The sequence below is a fragment of the Pseudomonas sp. GM84 genome, from assembly GCF_000282535.1.
Lineage (GTDB): Bacteria > Pseudomonadota > Gammaproteobacteria > Pseudomonadales > Pseudomonadaceae > Aquipseudomonas.
The window spans coordinates 1-17,751 of sequence record NZ_AKJC01000183.1 but is presented as its reverse complement, the minus strand read 5'-3'; the positions used below and the strand labels follow the sequence as shown (position 1 = coordinate 17,751).

Annotated in this window: 19 protein-coding genes; 14 read left to right on the top strand and 5 right to left on the bottom strand. The window is 63.6% G+C overall.

Going from position 1 to position 17,751, the window contains the following annotated elements; genetic code table 11:
• Positions 1-67 precede the first annotated feature (67 nt).
• Positions 68-304 carry a YdcH family protein gene (locus PMI38_RS15520; RefSeq protein ID WP_008095695.1) on the bottom strand — a complete coding sequence of 79 codons (237 nt, stop codon included), beginning with the start codon at positions 302-304 and terminating at the stop codon, positions 68-70.
• 116 nt (positions 305-420) lie between these two features.
• Here PMI38_RS15520 and PMI38_RS15515 point away from each other — a divergent pair, with 116 nt between their 5' ends.
• The 5 genes from PMI38_RS15515 (at position 421) to PMI38_RS15495 (ending at position 5,047) form a co-directional block, all read left to right on the top strand.
• Entirely contained in the window at positions 421-786 is a 366-nt protein-coding gene (locus PMI38_RS15515) for a 5-carboxymethyl-2-hydroxymuconate Delta-isomerase (RefSeq protein WP_008095693.1), read from the top strand.
• Positions 787-948: 162 nt separating this feature from the next.
• Positions 949-2,586, top strand: coding sequence for a phosphoethanolamine transferase (locus tag PMI38_RS15510; RefSeq protein ID WP_008095692.1), 1,638 nt, complete (start codon positions 949-951; stop codon positions 2,584-2,586).
• A 102-nt stretch (positions 2,587-2,688) separates the two neighbouring features.
• Positions 2,689-3,822 carry a ribonuclease D gene (gene rnd, locus PMI38_RS15505; protein WP_008095690.1) on the top strand — a complete coding sequence of 378 codons (1,134 nt, stop codon included), beginning with the start codon at positions 2,689-2,691 and terminating at the stop codon, positions 3,820-3,822.
• On the top strand, positions 3,819-4,112 hold the full coding sequence (locus tag PMI38_RS15500) for a YcgL domain-containing protein (protein ID WP_008095688.1): 294 nt from the start codon (positions 3,819-3,821) through the stop codon (positions 4,110-4,112). The genes rnd and PMI38_RS15500 overlap by 4 nt, the downstream gene beginning before the upstream one ends.
• A 2-nt stretch (positions 4,113-4,114) precedes the next feature.
• Positions 4,115-5,047, top strand: a complete 933-nt coding sequence (locus PMI38_RS15495; protein WP_008095687.1) for a D-2-hydroxyacid dehydrogenase — start codon at positions 4,115-4,117, stop codon at positions 5,045-5,047.
• Positions 5,048-5,178: 131 nt separating this feature from the next.
• On the opposite strand, the gene PMI38_RS15490 is transcribed toward PMI38_RS15495, so the two are convergent.
• Complete coding sequence (locus tag PMI38_RS15490; protein WP_008095686.1) at positions 5,179-5,772, bottom strand: nitroreductase family protein; 594 nt, start codon at positions 5,770-5,772, stop codon at positions 5,179-5,181.
• 145 nt (positions 5,773-5,917) lie between these two features.
• On the opposite strand from PMI38_RS15490, the gene PMI38_RS15485 reads away from it, so the two are divergent.
• Positions 5,918-6,367, top strand: a complete 450-nt coding sequence (locus tag PMI38_RS15485) for a YcgN family cysteine cluster protein (RefSeq protein WP_008095683.1) — start codon at positions 5,918-5,920, stop codon at positions 6,365-6,367.
• 42 nt (positions 6,368-6,409) lie between these two features.
• A complete protein-coding gene (locus tag PMI38_RS15480) occupies positions 6,410-7,618 on the top strand; it encodes a hypothetical protein (protein WP_008095680.1) in 1,209 nt (402 codons plus the stop codon).
• A gap of 187 nt (positions 7,619-7,805) precedes the next feature.
• Here the strand turns inward: PMI38_RS15480 and PMI38_RS15475 are convergent, their stop codons facing one another.
• Positions 7,806-8,129 carry a DUF2892 domain-containing protein gene (locus tag PMI38_RS15475; protein ID WP_008095679.1) on the bottom strand — a complete coding sequence of 108 codons (324 nt, stop codon included), beginning with the start codon at positions 8,127-8,129 and terminating at the stop codon, positions 7,806-7,808.
• 244 nt (positions 8,130-8,373) lie between these two features.
• On the opposite strand from PMI38_RS15475, the gene gabP reads away from it, so the two are divergent.
• The 6 genes from gabP to PMI38_RS15445 all read left to right on the top strand — a co-directional run bounded on the left by gabP (position 8,374) and on the right by PMI38_RS15445 (position 16,124).
• Positions 8,374-9,771, top strand: a complete 1,398-nt coding sequence (gene gabP, locus PMI38_RS15470; RefSeq protein WP_008095678.1) for a GABA permease — start codon at positions 8,374-8,376, stop codon at positions 9,769-9,771.
• A 273-nt stretch (positions 9,772-10,044) separates the two neighbouring features.
• A complete protein-coding gene (locus PMI38_RS15465) occupies positions 10,045-10,761 on the top strand; it encodes a GntR family transcriptional regulator (protein ID WP_043273728.1) in 717 nt (238 codons plus the stop codon).
• 61 nt (positions 10,762-10,822) lie between these two features.
• Entirely contained in the window at positions 10,823-12,142 is a 1,320-nt protein-coding gene (locus PMI38_RS15460; RefSeq protein WP_008095676.1) for an NAD(P)/FAD-dependent oxidoreductase, read from the top strand.
• 183 nt (positions 12,143-12,325) lie between these two features.
• Positions 12,326-13,654, top strand: a complete 1,329-nt coding sequence (locus PMI38_RS15455; RefSeq protein WP_008095675.1) for an MFS transporter — start codon at positions 12,326-12,328, stop codon at positions 13,652-13,654.
• A gap of 74 nt (positions 13,655-13,728) precedes the next feature.
• Positions 13,729-14,631, top strand: a complete 903-nt coding sequence (locus PMI38_RS15450; RefSeq protein ID WP_008095673.1) for a dihydrodipicolinate synthase family protein — start codon at positions 13,729-13,731, stop codon at positions 14,629-14,631.
• A gap of 2 nt (positions 14,632-14,633) precedes the next feature.
• On the top strand, positions 14,634-16,124 hold the full coding sequence (locus tag PMI38_RS15445; protein WP_008095671.1) for an aldehyde dehydrogenase: 1,491 nt from the start codon (positions 14,634-14,636) through the stop codon (positions 16,122-16,124).
• A gap of 192 nt (positions 16,125-16,316) precedes the next feature.
• Here PMI38_RS15445 and PMI38_RS15440 read toward each other — a convergent pair whose 3' ends face one another.
• Complete coding sequence (locus PMI38_RS15440) at positions 16,317-16,787, bottom strand: RNA methyltransferase (RefSeq protein ID WP_008095669.1); 471 nt, start codon at positions 16,785-16,787, stop codon at positions 16,317-16,319.
• Positions 16,788-16,884: 97 nt separating this feature from the next.
• On the bottom strand, positions 16,885-17,256 hold the full coding sequence (locus PMI38_RS15435; protein ID WP_008095668.1) for a YajD family HNH nuclease: 372 nt from the start codon (positions 17,254-17,256) through the stop codon (positions 16,885-16,887).
• Between the two features lie 132 nt (positions 17,257-17,388).
• On the opposite strand from PMI38_RS15435, the gene PMI38_RS15430 reads away from it, so the two are divergent.
• On the top strand, positions 17,389-17,667 hold the full coding sequence (locus PMI38_RS15430; protein ID WP_008095665.1) for a hypothetical protein: 279 nt from the start codon (positions 17,389-17,391) through the stop codon (positions 17,665-17,667).
• Positions 17,668-17,751: the final 84 nt, after the last annotated feature.

Here is a 17,751-nt window from a genome sequence, read left to right as displayed (position 1 = left end):
AGGCTTGCGCTGTACCTGTGGGAGCTGGCTTGCCAGCGATAGGGCCGGTTGATTCAGCAGAAATCCATCAGGACTTCGGCGGATGAATGATCCGTTCGATCTTGTCCTTGATCAGCAGGCGCTCCCTGCGCAGACGAGTGACGGTGTCGTCGTTGGTGCCATTGCCTTCGGCGGCGACCACCTCTTTGTCTTTTGCGTTGTATTCCTTGTGCAGCTTGTAAAGGTCCTGGTCCTTGTCTATCAGTGCCTGGAATGCGTCAGCGGTAACGTGCAAGTCAGCGAGCAGATCATGCGGAACTGGCATTTCTTCACCTCTGTCAGGGTTGTCGTTAAGTCCTGACCTTTGAGGATAGCCGCCTTTGCGCGGGTAGGGGACTGGGGTAGGCTGTCGCATCCCACCCCACGCCTGGAACCCGCGCCATGCCGCACCTGAACCTGGAATACAGCGACAACCTGCCTGCACTGAATGTCGAGGTGCTGCTGCTGCGCTTGAACCACACCCTGGTCGGCAGCGGCCAGTTCGCCGACGAGGCGGATATCAAGAGCCGTGCCCAGGCTTTCCAGCAGTACCGGGTGGGCATTGCGCCAGGTGAGCGGGCGTTCGCCCATGTGCGCCTGGCGATCCTCAGCGGGCGCTCGTCCGAGGTCAAGCAACAGCTGTCCCAGAGCCTGCTGGAGGTGCTGCGTGAAGCCATCCCGGAGCAGCCCGGCGTGGACCTTCAGCTGTGCGTGGAAGTGCTCGATATCGACCGCGAGCCTTATGCAAAGCTTCGCCTGCCAGGCTGAATGGCAGCTGAATAAACTTTATTTAATTGCCCCAAGGCGCTATTTCACGGATTTGTTGGCGTCTTTTTCACAAAATATTGATGGTGCGCTTTCTAGAGTTCGCACACTTTCCCACGGTGCCGTCAGCCGGCGGGTTGATAACAACTCTTGAATGCGAACACCATGCTCAACATGAAATCCCTGCGGACTGAATGGGTCACGCTGCTGGCCAGCCTGTACCTGCTTATCGGCTTCAACATGTTTCTCTGGGAGCACCTGCAGCAGATGGTGCCCGCCGGTTTGCCTGGGCTGTGGCTGAGCCTGGCGTACGCCACGCTGATGCTGTTCGCGTTCAACTTGATATTGACCCTGTTCGCTTTTCGTTATGTGCTCAAACCCTTGTTGGTCGTGTTGTTCATGAGCGGCGCGGGGGTCGCTTACTTCATGAATCAATATGGCGTGCTTATTGATGCCGGCATGTTCCGCAACATGGCCGAGACCAATATGACGGAAGTGCGCGACTTGCTGTCTTTGAAGTTTGCCGCCTATATCGTGTTTCTTGGGGTGTTGCCGTCGGTTCTGCTGTGGAAAGCGCCGATCGCCTACCGCGCCTGGCACCGGGAATTGCTCGGCAAACTGGTGGTCAGCGGTGCCTGTGTCGTCGCCCTGGGCTCGGTAGCGCTGGTCAACTACCAAGGCCTGTCGTCGCTGTTTCGCAATCATCACGAACTGCGCCTGATGCTCACCCCGAGCAACATCGTTGGCGCCTCCATCGGTTATGTCAGCGAGCGCGTCGGCACGGCTGCCCGGCCTTTCCAGAACTACGGTGAAGATGCCAGGCGCGATACTGCCTGGCAGCATCATGAGCGCAAGTCGCTGACGGTGCTGGTGGTGGGTGAAAGTGCGCGGGCTGATCATTTCGGCGTGCTGGGCTATGAGCGTGATACCACGCCGAACCTGGCCAAGCAGCAGGGCCTGCTGGCGTTCTCCGATGTGCATTCCTGCGGCACTGAAACCGCCGTGTCGGTGCCTTGCATGTTCTCGGGCATGCCGCGCAAGGACTACGACGCCCGCGTGGCGAAGAACCGTGAGGGCCTGCTCGACATCCTGCAGCGCGCCGGTCTGGCGGTGCAGTGGCGCGACAACCAGTCGGGCTGCAAGGGCACCTGCGACCGCGTGCAGTTCATCGACGTCAGCAACCTGAAAGACCCCGCACTGTGCGCCAACAATGAATGCCATGACGAAATCCTCCTGCAGGGCCTGGGCGAGCTGATCGACAACCTCGACAAGGACACCGTGCTGGTGCTGCACCAGATGGGCAGCCACGGCCCCGAGTACTTCAAGCGCTACCCCAGCGCTGGCGAACGCTTCACCCCGGTGTGCCAGAGCAATGCCCTGAACCAGTGCAGCGAGCAGGAGATCATCAACGGCTACGACAATACCCTGGCCTATACCGACAAGGTGCTGTCGTCGCTGATCGACACCCTGCGCAGCAAGCAGGACAAGGTCGACACGGCGATGATCTACCTGTCCGACCACGGTGAGTCGCTGGGCGAGTACAACCTGTTCCTCCACGGCACCCCTTACGCCATCGCCCCGGAGCAGCAGAAGCACGTGCCGCTGCTGACCTGGTTCTCCGACAGCTACAAGGCAGACTTCGGCCTGGACACCGATTGCCTGTCCAGGCTCAGCAGTGCGCCGCTGTCGCAGGACAACCTGTTCCACTCGATGCTCGGCCTGTTGCAGGTGCGCACCGAGGTCTACCAGCAGTCGCTGGACATGTTCGCCAGCTGCCGCCCCTGGCTGGCGGCCAAGCGCTGAACCCTTCCTGAGAACAGTCCATCGAAGGCGCGGCGGTCGCCAGGTTTCACCCACAGTGCCCGCGCCGTATATACTGCGCGCCAATGTTAGTGGGAGAGCCTCGTGGCCATCGAAATACACTGGATCCGTGACGACCAGACCCTGGCCGAAGGCTGCCGCAAGTGGCGTGAACTGCCCTTCGTGGCAGTGGACACCGAATTCATGCGGGTCGACACCTTTTACCCCAAAGCCGGCCTGATCCAGATCGGTGACGGCCAGTGCGCTTTCCTTATCGACCCATTGCTGATCAATGACTGGCAACCGCTGGGCGATCTGCTCGACGACAGTGGCGTGGTCAAGGTCCTGCATGCCTGCAGCGAAGACCTCGAGGTGCTGCTGCGCCTGACCGGCAAGCTGCCGCAGCCGCTGTTCGACACGCAATTGGCGGCCGGTTACCTGAACCTGGGCTTCTCCATGGGCTATTCGCGCCTGGTCCAGGAGGTGCTGGCCATCGAGCTGCCCAAGGGCGAAACCCGCTCCGACTGGCTGCAGCGGCCGCTGTCGGAAACCCAGGTCAGCTACGCCGCCGAGGATGCCGTGCACCTGGCCGAGCTGTTCTCGGCCCTGCAACCACGGCTGTCCGACGACAAATACGCCTGGGTGCTGGAAGACGGCGCCGAACTGGTCGCTGCGCTGCGCCGCGAAGTCGAGCCAGAGACCCTGTACCGCGATGTCAAGCTGGCCTGGAAGCTGAGCCGCCAGCAGTTGGCCGTGCTGCGCGAGCTGTGTGCCTGGCGCGAACGCGAGGCCCGCAGCCGTGATGTACCACGCAACCGCATCCTCAAGGAACACTCGCTGTGGCCCATGGCCAAGATGCAGCCGGACAACTTGTCGGCGCTGGCCAAGATCGAGGAAATGCACCCGCGTACCATCCGCCAGGACGGTGCCCACCTGATCGAGCTGATCAAGCGCGCCGCCAGCCTGCCGCCTGAGCAATGGCCGGCGCCCCTGCCCGAGCCGCTGCCGATCGAAGCCTCAGGCATCCTCAAGCGCCTGCGCGCCATCGGCCAGGCCGAAGGCGAGCGACTGGGCATCGCCCCAGAGCTGATGCTGCGCAAGAAAACCCTGGAAGCGCTGCTCAAGAGCGGCTACCCCGATGGCCCCTATCAACTGCCCGATTCGCTGCGCGGCTGGCGCCGTGAGCGGATGGGCCAGGCCCTGCTGGACGACCTGTCAGGCGCCGGAGAAACCCGATGAAACGCATCTGCTCGATCTACAAGAGCCCCCGCAAGAACGAAATGTACCTCTACGTGCTCAAGGCCGACGGCCTGGAGCGCGTGCCCGAGGGCTTGCTGCCGTTCTTCGGCACCCCCAGGCACGCCTTCGACCTGGTGTTGAGCCCCGAGCGCAAACTGGCCCGCGAGGACATCGCCAAGGTGCTGGAGAACCTCGACAACCAGGGCTACCACCTGCAGATGCCGCCGCCGGACGATGAGTACATCGAGCACCTGCCCGAAGAGTTGCTGCGCCGTAACGACCCTGTCTGACCATGCGCGTTCTGATCGCTGAACACAGCCACGACCAATACGCCCAGTTGCTCGCCGAAGCGGCCCCAGACCTGGAAATCCTGACCAGCGGCGACTCCGCCGAGCTGGCCGGGCAGGCTGCGCAATGCCCGGTGTGGCTGGGCCAGCCTGACCTGCTGGCAAGCTTGCTGCGCCAGGGCCACAAACCGGCCTGGATGCAGTCGACCTGGGCAGGCATCACGCCGTTGCTGGGCGAGGGCCTGCCCCGTGATTACCGCCTCAGCCGCGCGGTGGGCATCTTTGGCCAGGTGATGGCCGAGTACATGCTCACCTACATGCTGGGCCACGAGCGCGAGGTGCTGTCGCGCCTGGTCAGCCAGGTCGAGCGGCGCTGGGACGACCGCCCCGGGCGCACGCTGGAGGGGCGCAAGGTACTGATCGTCGGCACCGGTGACATCGGCCAGCGCGTGGCCGAGTTCCTCGTGCCGTTTGGCGTGATCTTGTACGGTGTGGCGAGCAGCGCTCGCAGCCAGGCGCCGTTCGTCGAGGTGGCGGGGCTTTCGGAGCTGCCGCGCCTGGTCGGGCAGGTGGACTATGTCCTCAACCTGCTGCCGGATACGCCGGCTACCCATGACCTGTACGATGCGGCGCTGTTCCAGCAGTTTCTGCCCACCGCCCTGTTCATCAATGCCGGGCGTGGCGCGGCAGTGGTCGATGCCGACCTGGTCGAGGCGTTGAAGGAAGGGCACCTGGCGGGCGCGGTGATCGATGTCTGCCGGCAGGAGCCATTGCCGCAGCGGCATCCGTTCTGGACGGCGTGGGGGTTGTTGCTGACCGGGCACAGCTCGGCGCCCACCTCGCCGGCGGCGATGGTGCGGCTGTTCGTCGAGAATCTGCGGGCTTATGCGGCGGGGCAAGAACTGCGTGGGGAAGTGGATTTCGCCAAGGGGTACTGATTTGTAGTGTCAGTCCTGGCCTCTTCGCGGGGCAAGCCCGCTCCCACAAGTACACCACTTGACTCAGGTTGTGTGGTGATCCTGTGGGAGCGGGCTTGTCCCGCGAAGAGGCCAGGACTGCCAGCATTCAATTACAGGCTGAAATCACCTTCCGCCGCCAGCTCGCTCAGCGGCTTGCGCGGGCTCGGCACTTCACGCGCCTGCAGGGCCTCGTCCAGGCTGGCCTTGTCGCCCAGCTTGCCGATCGCCACCATGGCATGCAGCTCATAGCCCTCAGGCACCTTCAGCTCGGTACGGGCCAGTTCCTTGTCGAACCCGGCCATGCCGTGGGTATGCCAGCCGCTGATGCTCGCCTGCAACGCCAGGTGGCCCCAGGCAGAACCCGTGTCGAAGGTGTGCCACAGGGCGGGTTTCTCTTCGCTGGCGCCCGGTGCCGCAAAGGTCGTCTTGGAAATCACCAGCACCAGCGCCGAAGCCTGTTGCGCCCAGCTGCGGTTGAACGGCACCAGCAGTTCCAGGTAACGCGCCCAGTTCGGCGTGTCGCGGCGGGCATAGAGGAAGCGCCACGGCTGCGAATTGTAAGCCGACGGTGCCCAGCGCGCGGCTTCAAGGAAGCTCAACAGGGTCTCTTCGCTGATCGGCTCGGCGGTGAAAGCACGTGGCGACCAACGGTTGATGAACTGCTCGTTGATCGCGTAATCGGCGATGCGGGGGGTGGCGCTCATGGCTGCTCCTGCAATGGGTGGGGAAACTCCGCACGCTACTGCGTCCACTCGCCACTGACAAGCGGTCTGGCGTTGCCGAAGGCCAGGCTCTAGACTGGCGCCGCCGCGCGCCGCGGCGCCAGAATGAATGCAGGAAACCCGTGTGATGATCGCTGACAGCGCGCCGTTCTGGCGGCGCAAGACCCTCGAACAACTCGACCCGCAGGAATGGGAGTCGCTGTGCGACGGCTGTGGCCTGTGCTGCCTGCAGAAACTCGAGGATGAAGACGACAACAGCGTCTACTACACGCGTATCGCCTGCAAGCTGCTGGACCTCGAAACCTGCCAGTGCAGCGACTACCCCAACCGCTTCGCCCACGTGCCCGATTGCATCCAGCTGACCCCAGGCAAGGCCGACCAGTTCAAGTGGTTGCCGAGCACCTGCGGTTATCGGCTGGTCAGCGAGGGCAAGGATCTACCGGCCTGGCACCCGCTGGTCTGCGGTGACCGCAAACAGGTCCACGAACAGCGCATTTCCCAGTCGGGGCGTATGCTCAGTGAGCATGATGTGGATGAAGACGACTGGGAAGAGCACCTGATCTTCCGCGCCAGCTGAGCAGGTCTGGCCCGTCGCCTCTGGGGAACAAGGAGTTTCTGTATGCGTTGCCAGCTGTTGCTGTTACTGGGCGTTGTAGCCTGTTCGCCGGCCTGGGCGAAGAAAGTCGACCTCGACTACCAGGTGCGCCTGTTGCCCGCCAGTGGCCAGGCCGAAGTGCGCCTGACGCTGGGTGAAGGCAGCGCGGTGCGCAGCCTGGACTTCGACCTTGGCAAGGCGAATGCCTACAGCGGTTTCCAGGCTGACGGCCAGTGGCAGCAGCAGGGCGAGCGGGGTGTCTGGCACCCGGCGGCGGGCAAGACCAGCCTCAGCTACCGGGTGAGGCTGGACCAGAAGCAGCGCAGCGGCGCCTATACCTCCCGCATCACGCCGCACTGGGCGCTGTTCCAGGGCGATCAGCTGGTCCCGCCCGCGCGCCTCGACCAGCAGGACGGCACCGAGCTGGTGGCCCGCTTGTCGGTCGACCTGCCCGAGGGCTGGCAGAGTATCGAAACGGCCTGGCCGCGCATCGGCAAGGACAAGTTTCGCATCGATAACGTGTCTCGCCTGTTCGATCGCCCCACCGGCTGGATGCTCGCCGGCGACCTTGGCAGCCGCCGCGCACGGCTTGGCGAAACCGACGTGACCGTGGCCGCACCGGTGGGGCAGGGCATGCGGCGGATGGACAACCTGACGTTGCTGACGTTCGTCTGGCCGCAGTTGCAGGCGATGTTCCCGCGCAACCCGCCGAAGCTGCTGCTGGTCGGTGCGCGCGATGGCATGTGGCGCGGGGCGATGGCGGCGCACGGTTCGCTGTATCTGCACAGTGGCCGGCCGATGGTCAGCGAGAATGGCAGCAGCCCGCTGTTGCGCGAGCTGGTGCAACTTTTCGCGCAGATTCGGGTGCGCGACAACAGTGACTGGCTTGGCCAGAGCCTGACCGATTACTACGCCAATGAACTGTTGCGCCGCGCCGGCGGGATGAGCGATGACCGTTACCAGGTGTGGCAGGCGCGGCTGCAGAAGCAGGGCGCCAAGGTCACCCAGCTGCGCGCCGCCAAGGCCAGCCCGGCGCAGGTGGCGCGGGGGGTGCAGCTGTTACAGGCGCTGGACAAGGAAATCCGCATCCATACCCAGGCCAAGCGCTCGCTGGATGATGTGACCCGTGCGCTGATGCGCCTGCCGAGTGTCAGCACCGAGGAGTTCGTGCAGATCAGCGAGAATGTGCTGGGGCGCCGCTCCGAGGTGTTGCAGAGCAAGGCGTTGAACTAGGGCGCTCGTTTGCCTGTACCGGCCCTTTCGCGGGACAAGCCCGCTCCCACAGGTTCTCCGCTGCCCTTAGGTACGCAGCTGAAGACAGTGCAGTTCCTGCTGCCTTCAGGTACTGCGCTGAACCTGAGTGCAGCGCAGTACCTGTGGGAGCGGGCTTGTCCCGCGAAAGGGCCGGTACAGCCAAACCTCACTCACCGGTCACCGTCACCCCTCGGGTAGCCGCCCGGGCACTGCGCTGCAGCGCCTCCAGCTCCGCCGCACTGCGCTCGATGTCCGACCGCAAGCGGTGATATTCCTGGCGATGCTGCTGCCACCAGGCCTTGGTCGAACAATGCCCGCTGACCCCACGCGCCACCGCCAGGCCGCCCACCACCATCTGCAGCAGCCCGACCAGGCCACCATGGCGCAGCCCCTTGCTGAACATCAGCGCCCCTCCGGCCAGCGAACCGACCCGTTCCAGCCCCCGCACGTTGTGCTCCGAAGCCCCCGAAGCAGAATGGATATCAAGCATGGCCAAGCCTCCCAGTGATGTGTAAGCAGCTGACCCGTGGCCGGCGGGCGCCGTTCACTCGGCATGCCAGGCGGTCGCAGCTTCTGATCGGACGGATGTCAGGTCTGGTGAAATGTCTGGCGGATACGGGCAACTGCAGCGGCCCTGCGCTGCATTACCTTGGCCAGGCGCGAAGCTCATCCACGCTGGGTTTCGACCCAGGAGCTTCACGTCCCCCACAAAGACAAAAAAAGCAGGGATCAGGATGACAACGACAAGCGCGAGTGGCGCCGGCAATCAGCTGGCGCAAGGCTTCAAGCAACGCCATGTGACCATGCTTTCGATCGCCGGGGTCATCGGTGCCGGGCTGTTCATCGGCTCCGGCCATGCCATTGCCGCCGCCGGCCCTTCGGCCATCGTCGCCTATGCGCTGGCCGGCGCGCTGGTGGTACTGGTGATGCGCATGCTCGGGGAAATGGCGGTCGCCAGCCCCGATACCGGCTCCTTCTCCACTTACGCCGACCGCGCCATCGGTCGCTGGGCCGGGTTTACCATCGGCTGGTTGTACTGGTGGTTCTGGGTGCTGGTGATCCCCATCGAGGCCATCGCTGCCGGCGTGGTGCTCAACAACTGGTTCCCGCACATCGACGCCTGGCTCTTCGCCCTGAGCATGACCGTGCTGCTGACCGCCACGAACCTGTTCAGCGTGGCCAAGTACGGCGAGTTCGAGTTCTGGTTCGCCATGCTCAAGGTCATCGCCATCGTCGCCTTCATCGCACTCGGCGCCGCGGCACTGGCCGGCGTATTGCCGGGGCGCGAAGTCAGTGGCCTGCCGCGTCTGCTGGGCGAGCAGGGCGGGTTCATGCCCAATGGCTGGACGGCGATCATCGGCGCGTTGCTCACCACCATGTTCAGCTATCTGGGTACGGAAGCGGTGACCATCGCCGCCTCGGAATCCAAGGACCCGGCGCGCAACATCGCCAAGGCCACGCGCTCGGTGATCTGGCGTATCAGCGTGTTCTACCTGCTGTCGATCTTCGTGATCATTTCGGTGGTGCCGTGGAACGACCCGTTGCTGCCGGTGCAAGGTTCCTACCAGCGCGCCCTGGAGATCATGAACATCCCCTACGCCAAACTGCTGGTGGACCTGGTAGTGCTGGTGGCGGTCGCCAGCTGCCTGAACTCGTCGATCTACATCTCGTCGCGGATGCTCTATTCGCTCGCCAAGCGGGGTGATGCACCGGGCTTCATTCAGCGCACCTCGAAAGTCGGTGTGCCCCGTGCGGCAGTGATCGGCAGCACCCTGATCGGCATGCTGGCCACCATCGTCAACTACTTCGCGCCCGCCGAGGTGTTCGCCTTCCTGCTGGCCAGCTCCGGTTCGATCGCCTTGCTGGTGTACCTGGCCATCGCCTTCTCGCAGTTGCGCATGCGCGCCATGCTGCAGCGGCAAAATGTCGAGATCGCCTTCCGTATGTGGCTGTACCCGTGGCTGACCTATGCCGTGATCGGTTTCATCGTGTTTGCCCTGGGCACCATGTTCGTGATGCCGCAGCACCGCATGGAGGTGTCGCTGACGCTGGCGCTGGCCGGGGTCATATTGCTGCTGGGGGTGATCAGCAGCCGACGCCATGCCCGACGAGAGGCATTGGTTGCCGCCTGAAGCGGATGCAGGCAGGAGAAAGCCACCCACCAGGGTGGCTTTTTTGTGTGTGCGGGCAGCCGATGTGTCTTGTCTGGAGAATTTTCTGTCCGGTTTGGCAATGCAGCCTCAAGGGTGTTTAATCTCACCCCTGAAATCTCTGAAGCCCAATAAAATAAGGGGCTCCAGAGATTTCACCGTTCATCGAAATTGCTGTAGACACATTGTCTAACAGTGCCCTATATTCGTTATACAAATAGTAGACACAGCGCTATGACCAACAAGAAGGCCGCCATGAAAGCCACCGTTCAACCGCTCAATGTCGAGGTGCCGCAGGACCGCAAGGCCGTCCTTGCCGAAGCGTTGCGCCGCCGGATCCTGAGCATGGAACTGGCGCCAGGCGCGGTGGTGGACGAACTGGCCCTGTGCGACGAGTTCGGCCTGTCCCGCCCCCCCGTGCGTGAACTGCTGCGCCAGATCGCCGCCGAAGGCTACATCGAGCTGGAAACCAACCGCGCCCCGCGCGTGGCGGCCATGAACCACGAGTCGCTGCACAGCTTCTTCGTCGCGGCGCCGCTGATCTACATCGCCACCACCCAACTGGCCGCGACTTACGCCAGCGAAGCCGAAATCGACGTGCTCAAAGGCATCCAGGCGAGCTTCCGGCGGGCCATCGAAGAGCGTGACGTGGAAAACCGTGTGCTCTACAACGATGCCTTCCACCTGGAAATCGGCAAGATGGCGCACAACGAATACCTGCTGCCCAGCCTGCGTCGCCTGCTGATCGACCATACCCGGCTGGGCAAGATCTTCTACCGCCACCCGACCACCGATGACATGCAGCGCGACCTCGAAACCGCCTGCGTGCAACACGACCAGATGATCCAGGCCATCGAACGCCGCGACCCGCAGGCCGCTGGGCAACTGGTGCGCGAGCACTTCGAGCTGTCGCGCCGGCGCATGGCCGAATACGCGGCACCGCAAGGGCTGGATGTACCGATCCAGCTATGAGTTTCCAGGTCGTCGCCGCTGGCGCTGACCGTTCGTCAACAACAAGATCCGGGTTTGTGTCATGACAAGAATAAGTTCGTTACCTGCCGATGATGCCACCTGTGGCTGGTACCACCTGAGCAAGCCGCGCACGCCACGTGCGGCCCACAGTGGCCATAGCCAGGCGCGCTGGGTAGTGGTCGGAGCAGGCTTCACCGGCCTGGCGGCGGCGCGTCAGCTGGCAACGAACTTCCCCAATGACGAGATCGTGCTGATCGAGGCCCAGGAGGTCGGTTTCGGGACCTCCGGGCGCAATGCCGGCTTTGCCATCGACCTGCCCCACGATATCGGCGCCGAGGATTACATCGGCGACCTCGATATCGCCAAGACCGTACTCAAGCTCAACCTGGGTGGCCAGTCGTACCTCAAGGAACTGATCGAGCGTTACGACATCGAGTGCCAGTTCCGGCACTGTGGCAAGTACCAGGCGGCTGTCGAGGACCGCGGCATCGCCGTCCTGGATGCCTATCGCCGTGGCCTGGACAAGCTCGGCCAGCCCTATGAAGTGATCGAAGGACGCGACCTGCCGGATCATATCGGCACGCACTTCTACCGCAAGGGCCTGTTCACCCCCGGTACGGCGCTGCTGCAGCCTTCGGCCCTGGTCAAGGGCCTGGCCGACAGCCTGCCGAGCAATGTCTCGCTCTACGAAAACACCCCTATCACCGACGTCGAATACGGCGACAAGGTGGTGCTGCGCCATGCCAACGGGTCCATCACGGCCAACAAGCTGGTCCTCACCACCAATGCCTTCGGCATGAGCTTCGGTTTCCTCAAGGGCCGCATGCTGCCGGTGTTCACCTACGGCAGCATCACCCGCCCGCTGACCGAGGACGAACAGGCGCGCCTGGGCGGCAAACCCTACTGGGGCGTGATCCCGGCGGACCCGTTCGGCACCACCATGCGCCGTACCGTCGACAACCGCCTGCTGATCCGCAACAGCTTCAGCTATAACCCGGACGGGCGCAGCAATCGCAAGTACCTCGAGCGCTTCGTCGAGCGCCACCGTGCATCCTTTGCCCGGCGCTTTCCGATGTTGCCGGGCGTGAATTTCGAATACACCTGGGGCGGCGCACTGGCATTGTCGCGCAACCATATGGGCTTCTTCGGCAAGTTGGCGCCGAATGTAGTAGGCGCCTTGTGCTGCAATGGACTTGGCGTGACGCGCGGCACCGTCACAGGAAAGTTGCTGGCCGATTGGCTGGCCGGCGACAAGAACGAACTGATCGAGTTTTTGCTCAATGCCCCCGGGCCTTGCGCGAATCCACCGCAGCCTCTGGTTTCACTGGGTTTGAACGCCAACCTGATGTGGGGGCAGTTGCGCGCCGGCAAAGAAAGTTGATGGATAGCTAAGCAAGGATTGGAACATTTTGCCGCCGGCCACTATTGGCCGGCCCGGGCTCGCTTTGCCCGAATTTGATGATCGAGATGTGTAGTCCGCTCACCCGGGGCTGAACGCTGTTTTCAGTTTCGCGGACGCGCTCGCCTTGAAAACGTGCATGTAGATGAAGTGGCAGGAACAATAATGACAAGTCCGAATATTTCGATTGAAGATGTACCGATCAACCGCTTTCACCAGTTGCTGACCCTGCGCTCGGGCGGCGGCTCGTTCGTCGACGGTTATGTGTTGAGCATCATCGGCGTGGCCATGGTGCAGATGGCCGCCGGCCTGAACCTGACCAGCTTCTGGCAGGGCATGATCGCCGCCTCGGCGCTGATCGGGATTTTCTTCGGCGGCTTCTTTGGCGGCTGGCTGACCGACCGCTTCGGTCGCAAGCGCGTGTTCTTCGTCGGCCCGACCCTGTTCATCCTGGCCTCGCTCGCCCAGCTCTGGGTCGAATCGGCGCTGACGCTGTTCCTGCTGCGCTTTGCCATCGGTATCGCGGTGGGCATCGAATACCCGGTGGCGACCTCGCTGCTGGTGGAGTTCCTGCCCAGGAAGAACCGCGGCCCGCGCCTGGCCACCCTGACCGTGCTGTGGTTCGCCGGCGCCGCCACCGCCTACATGATCGGTGAGGCGATCCTGCGCCATGGCGGCGACGATGCCTGGCGCCTGGTGCTGGCCAGCGCTTCGGTGATCGGCGCGCTGCTGTTCGCCCTGCGCCTGGGTACGCCCGAGTCGCCGCGCTGGCTGATCAGCAAGGGCCGTTCGGCCGAAGCCGAGCAGGTCATCAAGCAGGTCTACGGCAACGGTTTCTCCCTGCGCAACCTGCCCGAGGAGCCAAAGACCCGCAAGCTGTCGTTCTTAAGCCTGCTGCACTCCGGCTACGGCAAGCGCATGTTGTTCGTCACCATGTTCTGGACCTGCTCGGTGATCCCGGTGTTCGCCGTCTACGCGTTCGCCCCGAAGGTACTGGGTGCGCTCAACCTCAAGGGTGACTGGGCGTCGATCGGTTCGGTGGCCATCACTTGCCTGTTCGTGGTCGGCTGCATCATCGGTACCCGCCTGCTGAACACCGTCGGCCGGCGCACCACCTTGCTGCACAGCTTCTTCTGGTCGGGGCTGGCGCTGCTGGGCCTGGGCGCCTTCAGCAGTGGCAACGAGATGCTCATCCTGGTGCTGTTCGGTGCCTATGCGCTGTTCATCGGCGGTGCCCAGGTGCTGCAGCTGGTCTACCCCAACGAATTGTTCCCTACCGAAATCCGTGCCGGCGCCGTGGGCGTGGGCACTTCCATGTCGCGGGTCGGTGCTGCGGTCGGCACCTGGCTGGTGCCCATCGCCCTCGACAGCTATGGCATCGGCGCCACCATGTATGCCGCCGCCGCCGTGACCTTCGTCGGCCTGGCCTTCTCCGTCGCCCTGGCCCCTGAAACCCGTTCGCTGAACCTGCAACAAGCGGCATCGCTTGGCTGAACCCATGACAACCCGCCGTGTCGGCGCACCGCCACGGCCTTTAGCACACTGATCAACGCACTGGAGAACCTACCGTGAAATTCGAAGGCATCTACACCCCGGCAATCACTCCGCTGGCTGCGGACGGCTCGATCGACAAGGCGGCGTTTGCCGAGGTCCTCGAATACCTGGTCGAATCGAAAATCCACGGCGTGATCATCGGTGGCTCCACCGGCGAGTACTACGCCCACTCCGCCCAGGAGCGCATCGAGCTGGCCGCCCAGGCCAAGGACGTACTCAACGGTCGCCTGCCGCTGATCGTCGGCACCGGCGCGATCCGCACCGAAGATTCCGTGGCGTTCGCCAAGCACGCCAAGGAAATCAAGGCCGACGCGCTGCTGGTCGGCACCCCGCCGTATGCGCTGCCGACCCAGCAGGAAATCGCCCTGCACGTCAAAGCCGTCGACGCTGCCGCCGACCTGCCGATCATGCTCTACAACTACCCAGGGCGCATGAGCGTGAGCATGGGCGAAGCATTCTTCGACGCCGTGGCCGACGTGAAGAACATCGTCGCCATCAAGGAAAGCTCCGGCGACATGGCGCAACTGCACCGCCTGGCTATCCAGCGGCCGAACATCCAGCTGTCCTGCGGTTGGGACGACCAGGCCCTGGAGTTCTTCGCCTGGGGTGCCAAGAGCTGGGTCTGCGCCGGCTCCAACTTCATCCCGCGCGAGCACGTGGCCCTGTACGAGGCCTGCGTGCTGGAAAAAGACTTCGACAAGGCCCGCCGCATCATGGGCGCGATGATGCCGCTGATGGACTTCCTGGAAGGGGGCAAGTTCGTCCAGTCGATCAAGTACGGTGTCGCCCTCAACGGCCTGAGCACCGGTGGCGTGCGCAAGCCGCTGTCCGAGCTGGACGCTGCCGAGAAGCAAGCGCTGGAGCGCGTGGTCAGCGAACTCAAGCGCAACATCGCACAGATCACGGGAGGTGCCTGAACATGGCCGATTTGCTGAGCAAGGCACAATACGCGGCCATCGCCGCCGAGCTGCAACTGCGCACCAAGGCATTCATCGATGGTGAGTTCCGCGATGCCCTTTCGGGGCGCACCTTCGTCACCACCAACCCGGCTACCGGCAAGCAGCTGGCCGAAGTCGCCGCCTGTGACGTGCAGGATGTCGACGTGGCAGTGGCCGCGGCCAAGCGCGAATTCGAAGCCGGTAGCTGGTCCAGGCTGCAGCCAGGTGAGCGCAAGCACATCCTGCTGAAGTTCGCCCAGCTGCTGGAAGACAACGCCCACGAACTGGCCGTGCTGGAAGCGCTGGACAGCGGCAAGCCGGTCAGCGAGTGCCAGAACGTCGACGTGCCGGAAACCATCCACACCATTCGCTGGCACGCCGAGTTGATCGACAAGATCTACGACAGCACGGCGCCCACCGGCAACGCTGCGGTGACCATGGTGGTGCGCGAAGCCATCGGCGTGGTCGGCCTGGTGCTGCCGTGGAACTTCCCGCTGCTGATGCTGGCCTGGAAGATCGCCCCGTCGCTGGCCGCCGGTTGCTCGATCGTGGTCAAGCCGGCCAAGGAAACCACCCTCAGTGCCCTGCGCGTGGCAGAACTTGCGCATCAAGCTGGCGTGCCGGCGGGCGTGTTCAACCTGGTGCCAGGCGGTGGCCGTGAAGTGGGCGAGGCCATTGGCCGCCACATGGACATCCCGATGGTCAGCTTCACCGGTTCCACCGACACCGGCCGGCTGTTCCTGAAATACGCGGCCGAGTCGAACCTCAAGCGCATCGTCCTGGAGCTGGGTGGCAAGAACCCGGCGGTGGTCATGAACGACTGCGAAGACCTCGATGAAGTGGCGCAGTTCGTGACCGCCGGTGCGTTCTGGAACATGGGCGAGAACTGCTCGGCGTCTTCGCGCCTGATCGTGCACAAGGACGTCAAGGACGAGCTGCTGGGCCTGATCGGCAAGCACCTGAAGGACTGGAAACTGGGTGACCCGCTGGACCCGGAGAACCGCTTGGGCGCGATGGTCAGCAAGGCGCACTTCGAGAAGGTCAAGTCGTACCTGGAGTACGCCGCCGAACAGAAGCTCGACGTGGTGCAGGGTGGCGAGACCGAGCAGGGCGTATTCGTGCAGCCGACCATCGTCGATGGCGTGGCGCGTGACAGCAAGCTGTTCGTCGAAGAGATCTTCGGGCCGGTGCTGAGCGTGACCAGCTTCGAAACCCTCGACGAAGCCATCGAGCTTGCCAACGACACCATCTATGGCCTGGCCGCGTCGGCCTATACCGGCAGCCTGCGCAATGCGCTGCGCCTGTCGCGGGAGATCCGCGCGGGTGTGGTGACGGTGAACTGCTTCGGCGAGGGCGATGCCTCGACGCCGTTCGGGGGTTACAAGGAGTCTGGGTTTGGTGGGCGTGACAAGTCCATCTGGGCCCATGACCAGTACACGGAGCTGAAGACCATCTGGATCAACGCTTCGTGATCTGAGCAAGACCGGTGCTGTTCTGACGGAGTTCAGCACCTGGCCGCTTATGGTGGTGTCAATGCCGGCCTCTTCGCGGGACAAGCCCGCTCCCACAGGATCTCCACTGTACTGAAGTATTGTGGGGTACCTGTGGGAGCGGGCTTGTCCCGCGAAGAGGCCGGCACTGACACTGCCGACGCGGCCTTTTTATTACTTGAACTTGGGCCCGGACCGGGTATTGAGCCCCTTGGCCAACCGGTCATACAGCACCACATTCACCGTCGCCGCCAGGTTCATGCAACCCTCGGTCGGAATGTAGATGGTCTCTTCGCACCACGCCCGCACATCGGCGCTCAAGCTGCCGTCTTCCGGCCCGAAGATGTAGATGGCGCGGTCCGGGTGGGTGTACTCGGGCAATGGCCGGGCGCCCTCGACCAACTCAACGGCCACCGGTGTGCAGCCCAGGGGAATGATGCGCTGCAGATCGTCGATCCCAATCAACGGAATGTCGTAATGCACCCGCTTGGTATCGGTGACGAAATCGCGCGCGCGTTCATAGCGCTTGCCGGTGTAGAACACCGAGTTGACGCCGTAGCAACCCGCTGCGCGCATCACCGAACCGACGTTCTCCGCAGACTTGGGGTTGAACAGGCCGATGCAGCTGTACCGTTTGTTTGCCACGTGCCGGGGCCTTTCGCAAAAAAAGCGCGATTATACGGGCTTGCCGGCAGCAGCGGGGGCCGTATCGATGGGAAGCGTCGATGGGAAGTATCGACGGTCAGTCCTTCTTGAGCATCCCAGCCAGCGCAGCGAACGGGTTGTGCGTGGCCTTGGCGATGCTCGGCGTGCTCAGGGAGCCTTCGCTGAAGTACTGCTGGTCGGTGTAGCGCGAGTGCTCGTTGTCGTGGCAGTACAGGCACAGCAGCTCCCAGTTGGAGCCGTCCTGCGGGTTGTTGTCGTGGTTGTGGTCACGGTGGTGCACGGTCAGCTCGCTCAGGCGCTTGCCGGCGAACTCGCGGGCGCAGCGGCCGCAGACGTGCGGGTACATTTTCAGGGCCTTGTCGCGGTAGCCCATCTCCTTGTCGCGCTTGGCGTCGGCGAGGATGCGGTCGAGGCGGGCGGTGGCGGCGGAAGTGGAAGCCGAACTCATGGTGTTTCCTTTGTTCTGATCAGGCATGTGACGGTTATACCAATGAGTCTAGCGCGCTTGCAGGGCAAGCGGACAGGCAAAAACGCCAATAACGGCGTAGCCTGTAGGAAGGTTCCCGACAGGAGGTTGCTGATGTTTCATGCGATCCTCGCCGCGTTGCTTGTCGCCGCCATGCCCCTGGCCGAGGCGGCGAGCACGCCACCGCGCTTGAACACGCCCGTGCCCGGTGCGCCCGGCACGCCGACGCCCACGCCGTACCCGCAAATCACCCCGAGTACGCCGCCCAAGGCCTATGACAACAAGCCAGGTTCACCGCTGTTGCCGCCGATGCCGGTGCCGGGGCCACCGAAGGACCAGCCGCTGCCCGGGTTGCGGCAGGAACCGGCGAAACCGGTGGTGGAGGAGGAGTAGCGGAAAGGTTGAGGGCCCTATCGCCGGCAAGCCGGCTCGCACAGGTACAGCGCATTGCTTGAGACTTGCGCTGTACCTGTGGGA